9 protein-coding genes and 2 tRNA genes are annotated in these 12,620 nt (G+C 66.2%); 4 read left to right on the top strand and 7 right to left on the bottom strand.

Translation table 11 applies throughout. The features are described 5' to 3' along the window. Positions 1–8 precede the first annotated feature (8 nt). The 3 genes from WKW79_RS17695 to WKW79_RS17705 all read left to right on the top strand — a co-directional run bounded on the left by WKW79_RS17695 (position 9) and on the right by WKW79_RS17705 (position 4,233). The gene (locus WKW79_RS17695; RefSeq protein WP_340336494.1) at positions 9–1,334 is read left to right on the top strand and encodes an amidase; all 1,326 of its coding nucleotides are present in this window, start codon (positions 9–11) and stop codon (positions 1,332–1,334) included. 169 nt (positions 1,335–1,503) lie between these two features. Beyond that, positions 1,504–2,760 (top strand): D-amino acid dehydrogenase, encoded by a 1,257-nt coding sequence (locus WKW79_RS17700; protein WP_340336495.1) that lies wholly within the window; start codon positions 1,504–1,506, stop codon positions 2,758–2,760. A 15-nt stretch (positions 2,761–2,775) separates the two neighbouring features. Next, on the top strand, positions 2,776–4,233 hold the full coding sequence (locus WKW79_RS17705) for an NAD(P)H-hydrate dehydratase (RefSeq protein ID WP_340336496.1): 1,458 nt from the start codon (positions 2,776–2,778) through the stop codon (positions 4,231–4,233). A gap of 8 nt (positions 4,234–4,241) precedes the next feature. Here the strand turns inward: WKW79_RS17705 and WKW79_RS17710 are convergent, their stop codons facing one another. Then, complete coding sequence (locus tag WKW79_RS17710; RefSeq protein ID WP_340336497.1) at positions 4,242–5,003, bottom strand: SDR family oxidoreductase; 762 nt, start codon at positions 5,001–5,003, stop codon at positions 4,242–4,244. A 39-nt stretch (positions 5,004–5,042) separates the two neighbouring features. Further along, complete coding sequence (rnr, locus tag WKW79_RS17715; protein ID WP_422823907.1) at positions 5,043–7,334, bottom strand: ribonuclease R; 2,292 nt, start codon at positions 7,332–7,334, stop codon at positions 5,043–5,045. A gap of 83 nt (positions 7,335–7,417) precedes the next feature. Between rnr and WKW79_RS17720 the strand changes: the two genes are divergently transcribed. Then, positions 7,418–7,502, top strand: a tRNA-Leu gene (locus WKW79_RS17720). A 111-nt stretch (positions 7,503–7,613) separates the two neighbouring features. On the opposite strand, the gene rimO is transcribed toward WKW79_RS17720, so the two are convergent. The 5 genes from rimO to WKW79_RS17745 form a co-directional block, all read right to left on the bottom strand. Beyond that, positions 7,614–9,020, bottom strand: a complete 1,407-nt coding sequence (gene rimO / locus WKW79_RS17725) for a 30S ribosomal protein S12 methylthiotransferase RimO (protein WP_340336498.1) — start codon at positions 9,018–9,020, stop codon at positions 7,614–7,616. 39 nt (positions 9,021–9,059) lie between these two features. After that, a complete protein-coding gene (gene phaR, locus WKW79_RS17730) occupies positions 9,060–9,593 on the bottom strand; it encodes a polyhydroxyalkanoate synthesis repressor PhaR (protein ID WP_340336499.1) in 534 nt (177 codons plus the stop codon). A 117-nt stretch (positions 9,594–9,710) separates the two neighbouring features. Beyond that, positions 9,711–10,073: a hypothetical protein gene (locus WKW79_RS17735; protein WP_340336500.1), complete on the bottom strand. Its 363-nt coding sequence runs from the start codon at positions 10,071–10,073 to the stop codon at positions 9,711–9,713. 191 nt (positions 10,074–10,264) lie between these two features. After that, positions 10,265–10,341: transfer RNA gene (locus WKW79_RS17740), tRNA-Val, on the bottom strand. 56 nt (positions 10,342–10,397) lie between these two features. After that, complete coding sequence (locus WKW79_RS17745) at positions 10,398–12,587, bottom strand: RelA/SpoT family protein (protein WP_340336733.1); 2,190 nt, start codon at positions 12,585–12,587, stop codon at positions 10,398–10,400. Positions 12,588–12,620 lie beyond the last annotated feature (33 nt).

Consider the following 12,620-nt stretch of genomic DNA (forward strand, 5'->3'; position numbering starts at 1 on the left):
ATGGGGGCATGCACGACCTTTACGCCACACGCCTCGCACTGCGCGCGGGCCGGACCGACGCGCGCACCGAAATGGAGCACGCCATTGCTGCCGCCGAATCGCCGGCCTGCGCCCATGTCTTCACGCATCCGATGTTCGATCAGGCGCGCGAGGACGCGGCTCGCGCCCATGCCGAACAGCCGCTCGCCGGGCTGGCATTTTCGGCCAAGGACCTGTTCGACATCGCGGGCCAAGCCACACCGGCCGGCTCGAAGGTGCTCTCGCACGCGCCGGCCGCGAAGGCCGATGCGCCTGCGGTGGCCCGCCTGCGCGCCGCCGGCGGGGCCTTGATGGGCCGCACCAACATGACCGAGTTCGCCTTCTCGGGCGTGGGCGTGAATCCGCACCACGGCACCCCGGCCAATGCGCGCGATGCGGCTACGCCGCGCATCCCGGGCGGATCTTCTTCGGGCGCCGCGGTCTCCGTGGCCATTGGCGCGGCCTTCATCGGCCTGGGCTCGGACACCGGTGGCTCGATCCGCATTCCGGCCGCGCTCAACGGCATCGTCGGCTTCAAGAGCACCGCGCGACTCGTACCAACAGAGGGCGCGCTGCCGCTGTCGACCACGCTCGACACCATCTGCGCCATGACGCGCTCGGTACGCGACGCAGTCATCGCCCACGAGATCCTGGCCGCGCGCCACGTCACGCGCGGCAATGCGCCGCTGGCCGCGTACCGCCTCGCCGTCCCTTCGAACGTGTTCCTGGACGGACTCGAACCGGCCGTCGCCACTGCTTTCGACGACGCCTTGGCCCGCCTGCGCGCGGCCGGCGCCCGGATCGAGGAAATCACCCTGCCGCCACTGGCCGAACTGGCCTCGATCAACGCGACAGGCGGCTTCTCGGCCGCCGAAGCGTACGCCTGGCATCGGCTACTGCTTGAGCGCAGCGGCGCCGGCTACGACCCCCGCGTCGCCCGGCGCATCGTCAACGGCGCCCACATGAAGGCGCATGAATACATCGAGCTGATCCATGCACGCCGCCACTGGATCGACCGGATGGAAGCCTTGCTGGCACCGTTCGACGCCCTGCTCTCGCCCACCCTGCCGATCACGGCGCCGACCATCGCCAGCGTGGCGCCCGGCGCCGAGCGCGATGACGAGTTCTTCCGCGTCAATGGCTTGCTGCTGCGCAATCCGTCCATCATCAACATGCTGGACGGCTGCGCCATTTCGATTCCCTGCCCGGTGGGCGCAAGCCTGCCCATCGGCCTGATGATCTGGCATGCGGCGCTGCACGACGACCCCGTACTGGCGGTCGCGGCCCTGGCAGAACAAGCGTTGCAATCGACGTAGCGCACCTCGGCCAGGCCATCACTCGGCCGGCCGATCCACCCCTTGCCGTTGCGGCGACAGCACAAAGTCGCATCGAATCCGCCCCGCCCGGCCACCGCAGGCCGCCTCCCGTCGTCTATCCTCGGCGCTTGGCTCGCAATGCGTGCCTTTTTCTGACATTTCGAATCCAATGAAAATCGCAATCGTGGGGGCCGGGATCATCGGTGTCACCACTGCCTGGGAATTGGCCTGCGACGGCCACGAGGTCATGGTGTTCGAGCGCCGAGGCTCGGTCGCGGAGGAATCCAGCTTTGCCAACGCGGGCGTGGTCGCGCCCGGCTACATCACCCCCTGGGCGGCGCCCGGCATGCGCGGGAAGGTGCTGCGTTCGCTGCTGTCCACCCACGGCGCCGTCAAGCTGCGCTGGCCGCTCGCGATGCGCGACTTTGCGTTCATGAGCCGCTGGCAGCGCGCCTGCAAGCTCGAGACCTACCTGGCCAACCGAACCCGCATGCAGCGGCTGGCCTTCTATAGCCGCACCCGCCTGCACGAAGTCACCGAGGCCTGTGAACTCAGCTACGAGCGCAGCGACGGGTACATGGTGCTGCTGCGCTCCAAGCGCGACCTCAAATTGGTGCAGCCCGGCCTCGACGTGCTGCGCGCCGTGGGCACCAAGTTCCAGCAACTCGACGCCGACGAGGCCCGCAAGATCGAACCCGCGCTCAGCACCGAGACCTCGCTGAGCGGCGCCATCCACCTGCCGGACGACGAGGTCGGCAACTGCCGCCAGTTCGCATTGCTGCTCAAGCGCGCGGCCGAGGGCCTGGGCGTGCAGTTTCATTTCGGCTGCGACATCGCGCCGCTGACGCGCGCGGCACCGCGGTCGATCTCGCTGGCCAGCGGCTCCGAGGCGCACGAGTTCGATGCCATCGTGATGTGCGCCGGGGTGGATTCGGCCCGCATGCTGAAGCCGCTGGGCCTGCGGATCCCGCTGGCCCCGGTCTACGGCCATTCGATCAGCGCCAACATCCGCGAGCCGCTCAATGCGCCACGCAGTGCCGTGATGGACGAACGCTACAAGGTCGCCATCTCGCGACTCGGGCTGCGCGTGCGTGTCGCGGGCAGCGCCGAGCTGGGCGGCGCCCACGACGAGGTCAATCCCGCCGCCCTGAAGACGCTCTACAAGGTGCTGCACGACTGGTTCCCCGGCGCGGTGACGCTGCAGGCTGGCGTGCAGCAGTGGAAGGGCGCACGCCCGATGCTGCCCGACGGCCCGCCGATCCTCGGACCCAGCGGCGTGCCCGGCGTCTGGCTCAACCTGGGGCACGGTTCCAGCGGCTGGGCGCTGTCCTGCGGCAGTGCGCGCGTGACGGCGGACCTGATCGGCGGCAACGATCCCGGCGTCGATCTCGAAGGCCTGGGCGTCGAACGTTTGCTGGTGAACTGACCGCAGGGACATCGCGTGCAGCGCGTCACTTCATCGACCGTCGCCGACCTGTTCGACGTCGCCGGTACGCGCATGCTTGAACAAGCCGCAGCTGCGACGCTGCCACCACACACGCTGATGCAGCGGGCCGGCCTCGCTGTTGCCCGGCTGGCGATGGCGTGGGCGCCGCACGCACGCGCCGTATGGATTGCCTGCGGACCCGGCAACAACGGCGGCGACGGACTGGAGGCCGCCGCGCAATTGCAGCAGCGTGGCTTTGCGCCAGTCGTCACCTGGCTTGGCGACGCGGATCGTACGCCACCAGATGCCCGGGCTTCGCTCGAACGCGCGCGCGCCGCGGGTGTGGCCTTTGCCGAATCGCCACCGGCCACCTGGGACTTGGCCATCGACGCCTTGCTCGGCATCGGCGCCAGCCGAGCACCGGACGGGGCGATGGCGCGATGGCTTGCGTCGATGCATGCCGGCGCCGCGCCGGTTCTCAGCGTCGACGTCCCGTCGGGCCTGGATGCCGACACCGGCCGCCTCACGGCGGACCCGATGCCGCCGCGCGCCCATGCCACAGCGCGCATCTGTCTCAGCCTGCTGACCTTGAAGCCAGGCCTCTTCACCGCGCAAGGCCGTGACGCCGCCGGCGAAGTCTGGCTCGATGATTTGGGCTGCGATGCCTCCGGCGCGAAGCCCGCTGCCCGCCTCGCGGGTGCGCCGCCTCTCCATGCACGATTGCACTCTTCGCACAAGGGCAGCTATGGCGACGTCGCAATCATCGGCGGCGCCCCCGGCATGGCCGGCGCAGCCTTGCTGGCGGCATCCGCGGCCCTTCACGCCGGTGCGGGCCGGGTCTTCGCGGGCCTGCTCGATGGCCGCGCGGCATTGGATGCCTCCCAGCCCGAACTGATGCTCCGCGACCCCGCCTCCTTGGACTTGAGCCAGATGACGGCCGTCGTCGGTTGCGGCGGCGGCGCAGCCATATGCGCCCTGCTGCCCCGCGTGCTGTCGACGGCACGGCATGCTGTGATCGATGCCGACGCACTCAACGCCATCGCGCAAGATGCCGCCTTGAAACTGTTGCTCGAAGCACGCGGCCGCCGCGCACAGCCGACCGTGCTGACGCCCCATCCACTGGAAGCCGCACGCCTGCTCGACACGGATACCGCGGAGGTACAAGCCGACCGGCCCCATGCCGCACAACGGCTCGCGGACCGCTTCGGCAGCACGGTCGTACTCAAGGGTTCGGGCACGGTGATCGCGGCGCCCGGCGAGCGGCCTTCCATCAATCTCAGCGGCAATGCCCGCCTGGCGTCAGCCGGCACCGGCGACGCCCTCGCCGGCATGGTCGGCGCTGCGATGGCGAGCGGTCTGCCCGCGCCGGCAGCCGCGCGCGAGGCGGTGTGGCATCACGGGCACCTGGCAGACCAGTGGCCCGCCGACCTGCCGCTCACCGCCAGTGCACTGGCACGCGGCGGCGCCCGTTAGCAGCGACTTCAGCCGCGGCCCACGAAAGGCATCTTGGTCGCCATGATCGTGTGGAACAACACGTTGGCTTCCAGGGGCAGATTAGCCATATAGAGCACCGAACGGCCGACGATGTCCACGTCGATCACAGGTTCGATCGCGATCTCGCCATTGGCCTGCGGCACGCCACTCGCCATGCGCCCGCCCATCGCCGTCATCGCATTGCCCACGTCGACCTGGCCGACGGCGATGTCGTACTTGCGGCCATCCAGCGACGCGGTCTTGGTCAGGCCCTGCACTGCATGCTTGGTCGCCGTGTAGGCGATCGAATTCGGCCGCGGCGCGGTGGCGGAGATCGAGCCGTTGTTGATGATGCGGCCGCCACGCGGCGACTGCGCCTTCATCGTCCGAAAGGCCTGCTGGATGCAATAGAACATCCCGTTCAGGTTGATGTCCACGACACCCTTCCACTGTTCGGCGGTCCAGTCCTCGAACGGGCCGGGCGGGTTGCCGATGCCGGCGTTGTTGAACAGCAGGTCGACCCGGCCGAATTGCTTCACCGCCGCGGCAAACAGCGCCTCGACCGAGGCTGGGTCGGCCACGTCGGTCGGCACCGCGATCACGCGCGAACCGGCGCCCGATTCCTGGGCAACGGCCTGCAAGGGCTCGGCGCGACGCCCGGCCAAGGCCACGCTCCAGCCGTCGCCGAGCAGGGCCAGTGCGGCGGAGCGCCCAATGCCGGTGCCTGCGCCGGTCACGATCGCGATGCGCGAGGAAGTCTCTACTGTCATTCAGTCTTCACTTTCTTCTTGGTTGATTGGTTGAATCGGTCAGGGACGGCGCGGCTTGCGCCCCTTCATCTTGTTGGCGGCCTTCTTGACCGCCGATTTGAACGCCTGCATGGCGCTCTGCTGCCCGGGGCGCTCGGCGCCCGCCATCACGGCGGCCACGGCCTCGGCCTTGCTGTCGCCGTGCGAACGCGTCTGGCGCGACGATTGCCGGGCCGAGGACTTGGAGGTCGAGCCGGTACCCGGACCGCCCTTCTCCTTCACGCCCTTTTCCTTCATCGCCCGTGCGACGAGATCCTCGCCTTCGCGGATCAGGCGGAAGTCGATCTTGCGACCGTCGAGGTCGACACGGCTCACCTGCACGCGTACTCGTGTGCCGATCGCATAGCGGATGCCGGTGCGCTCGCCGCGCAATTCCTGCCGCTGTTCGTCGAACTTGAAGTACTCGCCGCCCAACTCGGTGATGTGGACCAGGCCTTCCACATACATCGCATCGAGCGTGACGAAGATACCGAAGGTCGTGGCCGCACTCACCACACCGCCGTATTCCTCGCCCAGATGCTCGCGCATGTACTTGCACTTGAGCCAGGCCTCGACATCACGGCTCGCTTCGTCGGCACGGCGTTCGTTGGCGCTGCAATGCAGGCCGGCGGCTTCCCATGCCTGCACTTCCTTGGTCGGCGCGACGGTGGCCTTGGCCGGCTTGGCGCTCGGCGCCTTCACGCGCGATGCGAGGCGCTTGGCCAACTTGGCATGCGCTTCGCCCGGCGTGGGCAGCATCGGCAACTGATAGCGGCTCTTGCTGAGAATCGCCTTGATCACGCGATGCACCAGCAAGTCCGGATAGCGCCGGATCGGGCTGGTGAAGTGCGTGTAGGCCTCGTAGGCCAGTCCGAAGTGGCCGCTGTTGATCGGCGTGTAGATCGCCTGCTGCATCGAGCGCAGCAGCATCGTGTGGATCTGCTGCGCGTCGGGCCGTTCCTTGGTGGCATCGGCGATCGCCTGGAATTCGCCGGGCTTGGGATCGTCCGTGATCGACAGGCCCACGCCCATGGCTTTCAGGTAGCCGCGCAGGATTTCCTTCTTCTCCGGCGTCGGGCCTTCGTGCACGCGGAAGAGGCCAGGATGCTTGCCCTCTGCGATGAAGTCGGCGCTGCAGACGTTGGCCGCGAGCATGGCCTCTTCAATCAGGCGGTGTGCTTCATTGCGCGTGCGCGGCACGATCTTCTCGATGCGGCCGGCGTCGTCGCAGATGATCTGCGTCTCTGTCGTCTCGAAGTCCACCGCGCCACGTTTGCCGCGCTGCTTGAGCAAAGCCTTGTACACGTCGGACAGGTTCAGCAGATCCTTGACGCGGTCCTTGCGCTTGGCTGCTTCCGGGCCACGCGTGTTGGCCAGGATGGCTGCGACCTCGGTGTAAGTGAAGCGGGCGTGGCTGAACATCACAGCCGGATAGAACTGATATGCGTAGATCTCGCCATCGGCGGCCACCAGCATGTCGCAGACCATGCACAAGCGCTCGACCTCCGGATTGAGCGAGCAGAGCCCGTTGGACAACTTCTCCGGCAGCATCGGAATCACGCGTCGCGGAAAGTAGACGCTGGTTGCGCGATCGTAGGCATCGATGTCGATGGCCGAGCCGGTCTGCACATAGGCGCTGACGTCGGCAATAGCCACCAGCAGGCGCCAGCCCTTGGCACGGCCGACCTTGGCGGGCTCGCAATACACGGCATCGTCAAAGTCGCGCGCATCCTCGCCGTCGATGGTGACGAGCGGGATGTCCGTCAGGTCGACGCGGCCCTTCTTGTCAGCGGGGCGGACTTTGTCGGGCAGCGCCTTCGAGGCGGCGATGCAGGCTTCGGAGAACTCATGTGGCACGCCGTACTTGCGCACCGCGATCTCGATCTCCATGCCGGGGTCATCGATCTCGCCGAGCACTTCCTTGACACGCCCCACGGGTTGGCCGAAGAGCGCGGGAGGCTCGGTCAATTGCACGACCACGACCTGCCCTGTCTTGGCCGTGCCCGTCGCGCCCTTGGGAATCAGCACGTCCTGGCCGTATCGTTTGTCTTCCGGCGCAACGAGCCAGATGCCGCCTTCATGCAGCAGTCGCCCGATGATGGGCTGCTCCGGCCGCTCGACGATTTCGACGACGCGCCCCTCGGGACGACCACGCCGGTCCTGCCGCACGACGCGCGCCTTGACGCGGTCCTTGTGCAGCACCGCGCGCATCTCGTTGGGGGGGAGGTAGATGTCGGCTTCACCGTCGTCGCGCTGCACGAAACCGTGCCCGTCACGATGGCCTTGAACCGTTCCTTCAACTTCATCCAACAAGCCGCTGGGGTGGGTGCTATTTTTGATGATACAATCTCTTTCTACACTGAAAACGATACATGATTGCTTATGCAGTCATGTGGGCCCAGATGGCGGAATTGGTAGACGCACTAGTTTCAGGTACTAGCGAGTAACATCGTGGAGGTTCGAGTCCTCTTCTGGGCACCAAAGTAAACGGATCCACTACCAGGATCCTGCAATAAAAGCCACCGGCCTCCGGTGGCTTTTTTGTTGCCTGAATTGTTGCCTGAGCGGCAACGGTTGCGCGCATTTTCGCCCTCAAACAGGCACCGCCACGAGGTCGTGGCCCTCCGCGCCAACGATGCGAGCGCGCGTGAACTCACCGACCTTCAAGGTCTTGCTGATCTTCTCGGGCGGCAACAGGCGCACGACGCCATCGATCTCCGGCGCGTCCGCATAGCTGCGGCCCACCCCACCCTTGCGTCCCATGCCGGGCGCGGAATCGACCAGCACCTGCATGCTCGCGCCGATGCGACGGCGCAGGCGCGCGATCGACACCGACTCCGCCACTTCCATGAATCGGGCTCGGCGCGATTCGCGTTCGGCTTCCGGCAGCATGCCAGGGATTTCATTGGCTGCCGCACCCGACACCGGGCTGTAGGCAAAGCAACCCGCACGATCAATCTCGGCCTCGCGGATGAAGTCGAGCAGATGCTCGAACTCCTCTTCCGTCTCGCCCGGAAAGCCTGCAATGAAAGTGCTGCGGATCACCAACTCAGGGCAAATCTCTCGCCACTTGGCGATGCGTTCCAGATTGCGCTCGCCGCTTGCCGGCCGCTTCATGCGCTTGAGCACCGCCGGATGGCTGTGCTGCAGCGGCACATCAAGGTACGGCAGGATTTGGCCGCTGGCCATCAGGGGAATGACCTCGTCGACGCTCGGATACGGATACACGTAGTGCAGCCGCACCCATGCGCCGTAGGGCTCCGCAATTTCGCCAAGCGACTTCACCAGGTCGAGCATGCGCGTCTTCACCGGCTTGCCGTTCCAGAAGCCCATGCGGTACTTGGTGTCGACGCCGTAGGCCGAGGTGTCCTGGCTGATCACCAGCAACTCCTTGACGCCGCCTTCGAACAAGGCCTTGGCCTCATTCAGCACGTCGCCGATCGGGCGCGAGACCAGGTCGCCGCGCATCGACGGGATGATGCAGAAGGTGCAACGGTGGTTGCAGCCTTCGCTGATCTTCAGGTACGCATAGTGCCGCGGCGTGAGCTTGAGGCCGGCGATGCCGAAGGTGTTGGGCACCAGGTCGATGAAGGGATCGTGCGGCTTCGGCAGGTTGGCATGGACGGCGTCCATCACCTCCTGCGTCGCATGCGGGCCGGTGACGGCCAGCACGCTGGGATGCATCTGGCGGACCATGTTGCCGCCGTCTTCGCCGGACTTGGCGCCGAGGCAGCCGGTGACGATGACGCGACCGTTGGCGGCCAGCGCTTCACCGATGGTGTCGAGGCTTTCCTTCACGGCGTCATCGATGAAGCCGCAGGTATTGACGATGACGATGTCAGCGCCCTCGAAGGTCTTGGAGGTCTCGTAGCCTTCCGCGCTCAATTGGGTCAGGATCAGTTCGGAATCCGTCAATGCCTTTGGACAACCAAGGCTCACGAATCCGACCTTGGGGGCCGCGGCCGTGGCCGCGCGTTCGGGGAGTGCAACTTCGCTCATAACCCCGTATTGTCCCAGCTATCGCCGGCAGTGCCTGTTTCAGGGCCGCTTGATGCCAAAGGCGCCCAGGACCTGCTCGGTGTTCTTCTGCATCTGCTCCTGCATCTGCAGGAAGACGTTCTTGGACTGCTCGACGTAATTGCCCATCAGGCCCTGCAGCAACGGGGACTGCATGGTCATGAAGTTGGCCCACAGCTCCGGCGAGAGGCCCTGCGCCTTTTCCTTGAGGTGCGCCTGCATCTCGGTCATGGCCTGGATGTTCTTTTCCAGGTAGGGGCCCATGTAACCCTGCATCGCCTGGCCATAGAAGCGGATGATGCTGGCGAGCACCTGCTCGGTGAACATCGGCGCGCCGCCGGCCTCTTCTTCCAGAATGATCTGCAGCAGGATGCTGCGCGTCAGGTCGTCGCCGCTCTTGGCGTCGCGCACCACGAACAGGGCCTTGGACATGACCAGTTGCTTGACCTCCGCCAGCGTGATGTAGGTGGAGGTGTCAGTGTCATACAGCCGCCGGTTCGGGTACTTCTTGATGACCCGTATGGCCGGCTTTCCACCGACTTTCTTACTCTGCACTGGAACTCCTTGAGATCGGAAACGACCGCTCCCGAGGCATTCTAGGGAGCGGTTTTGCTGCACTGCGCCAAGGTTTACCCTGACCGGCAGCGACGTGAATTTGGAGCGTTTTCGAGCCTATTCCAGCGAGCTGGTGTATTCCGCGCCGCAGACCTTGCAGATGGCCGTCTCCGGGCGGTCGTCGCTCGCTTCGCGGAAGTGCAAGGGGCTCTTGATGCCGTTGAACACCCAGCAGCGCGGGCAATGCTCGTGACCCGCGACCGGCAGGTACGCGCGCGCCCTCTGCTCGGCCCGCTCGCGCGTGACCGGGACACCCTGCCGCACGGTGCGCGCCACTTCCTCGGCCGCCATGGTGCCGGCACGCCCGCTGGCCCGGTCGTTCAGGCCGTAGACCACGCGGGCAAATTCAAGGGGCGCCTGCCGCAGCAGGGAAGCGAGCCGAACTTCTTCGGTCGCCGGAATAGGCGGCGTCGAGGTCATGGATTCGCTTGGATTCCCGGTTGTCACGATAGACACTCAAGTTAACACAATCGCATCCGAAAACGCCACCAAACGAATGGGTTAAATCGCTCGTCAGGGGTGTTGGAAGGGAATGATCGGGCAAAGAAAAAAGCCACTCGAGGGAGTGGCTTTGCTTCTTCTCGATTCCGAGAAATCACATCGAGAAAATTTGGTAGGCCCAGACGAATTCGAATCGCCGACCTCTTCCATGTCAAGGAAGCGCTCTAACCAGCTGAGCTATGGGCCTGATGTGTCGAGCCATCGACTATAGCACGGTTTTTGGCATTTCGACAAAAATCATCATCAACGCCGACGTGCATGACGCACGCCGTCGACCGTGCCGACGATGGCGAGCACCTGGATCAGGCGCGCCGCATCGGGAATCTCGACCGTGAAGGTCATCCACGCGGTGCCCTTGATCGACTGGGTCTGCACGCCGATGACATTCATCTTCTCGCGTGCAAAGACCTCCGAGATGTCGCGCAGCAACCCCTGGCGGTCCGACGCCTCCACGGCCACGTCCACGGGATAGACCGCGCCCTCCTCGCCCTTGCTCGCGCCCCACTGGACTTCGATCACGCGCTCGGGGTTGTTGGAACTCATCTGCCGGAACGTGCTGCAATCCGAGCGGTGGACGCTGACCCCGTGGCCGCGCGTGACGAATCCGCTGATGCGATCAGGCGGCGCCGGACGGCAGCATTTGGCGAGCTGGGTCATCAGCGACGACACGCCGACCACCAGCACCCGGTCCTGCACGGCCTTGTCCGTGCCGCGCGGCTTGCGGATGAGCACGCCGTCGTCCGGGCTCGGCGGCGGTTCGGCGGGGCGCAAGAAGGCCTCGATGGTGCGCAGCGAGAACTCATCCTTGCCGACCACTTCGAACAGATCGTCCGCCGACTTGAAGCCGAGACGGGACGCCATGTCCTCCAGGTTGAGCGCGGTCTTGCCCTCGCGCTGCAGCAGCTTTTCGACCGCCTCGCGCCCGCGCGCCACCGTCTCGTGCGTGACCTGGGCATTGAACCAGGCGCGAACCTTGGCGCGTGCCCGATGGCTGGCCAGGTAGCCCAGTTCGGCATTGAGCCAGTCGCGCGACGGGCCGCCCTCCTTGGCCGCGATGATCTCGACCGTCTGGCCGTTCTGCAGCGGTGTGTTGAGCGGCACCATCGCGCCATCGATGCGCGCGCCGCGGCAGCGATGGCCGAGGCTGGTGTGCACCGTGTACGCAAAATCGACCGCTGTCGCGCCCTGCGGCAGCTCGACGATGGCGGCGTCCGGCGTCAGCACATAGATGCGGTCGTCGAACAGGCCCTGGCCCTGCTGGCCGCCCGACAGGTCGCGCTCCCAGGCCAGCAGCTGGCGCAGCACGGCGATCTTGGCGTCGTATTCGCCGCCGGCCCACACGCCGCTGTAGCCCTTGGGGCCGGCCTCCTTGTAGGCCCAGTGCGCGGCCACGCCATGCTCGGCATGGTCGTGCATCTCTTCCGTGCGGATCTGGATCTCGATGGGCTTGCCGGCGACACCGTCGATCACATCGCGCACCACCGTGTGCAGCGACTGGTAGCCGTTGGCCTTCGGGCGTGCGATGTAGTCGTCGAACTCCGCCTCGATCGGCTGAAAATGCGAATGCACCCAGGCCAGCGCGGCATAGCAGTCCTTCACGTCCTTCACCACCACGCGCAGGGCGAGGATGTCGAACACCTGCGCGAAGTCGAGCGACTTGCCGCGCATCTTCTTGACGATGCTGTAGATGTTCTTCGGGCGGCCCTGCACCTTGGCCGAGACGCCTTCGCCCTGCAAGTCCTTCTCTAGGCGCAGGCGCAGTTGCTCGACGTAGCCCTCGCGCTCGCGGCGCTTTTCATCGAGCAGGCGCGCGATCAGCTTGTAGGTTTCAGGCTCCAGGAAGCGGAACGAGAGATCCTCGATCTCCCACTTCACCTGCCAGATGCCCAGCCGGTTGGCCAGCGGCGCGAACACCTGCAGCGACTCTCGCGCCACGCTCTCCGCCACCGGACGCTTGCTGGCCGCCGCATAGCGCAGCGTCTGCAGGCGCGAGGCCAGGCGCAGCATCACCACGCGCAGGTCGCGCGAGAAGGCGAGCAGCATCTTGCGCACGCTCTCCGTCTGGTTGGGTGCGCCGTCGGCACGGGAGCCAACCGCGGCCGAGCGGGTCTGCTTCTGGACGTTGACCAGCTTGGTCGTCTCGACCGCCAGCGCCGCGAAGTTGTCGCCGAAGACCTTGGCGATCACTTCGAGCGGACGGTTCAGGTGCTGGCAGGAATAGACGAGGTAGCTGGCCGCCTGCATCGCCTCGGAGCCGCCCATCGCGGCGACGATGGCTGCGACGGCGTCCGCATGGGCCATCGTGTTCTCGCCGGTGTCGAGCGTCTCGTCCGCGATCAGCGGCTCGGCGAACGCGCGGGCCCGCGCCAGCATGTTTTCCTGGCCGGGCGTCTTTTCGGCCGTGGCGGCAGACAAGGGGTAGTCGACGACCATCGATTCCGATGGCTTGGCGGACAAGGGACTGCC

This window comes from Variovorax robiniae (genome assembly GCF_037889955.1).
GTDB classification, from domain to species: Bacteria; Pseudomonadota; Gammaproteobacteria; order Burkholderiales; family Burkholderiaceae_C; genus Variovorax; species Variovorax robiniae.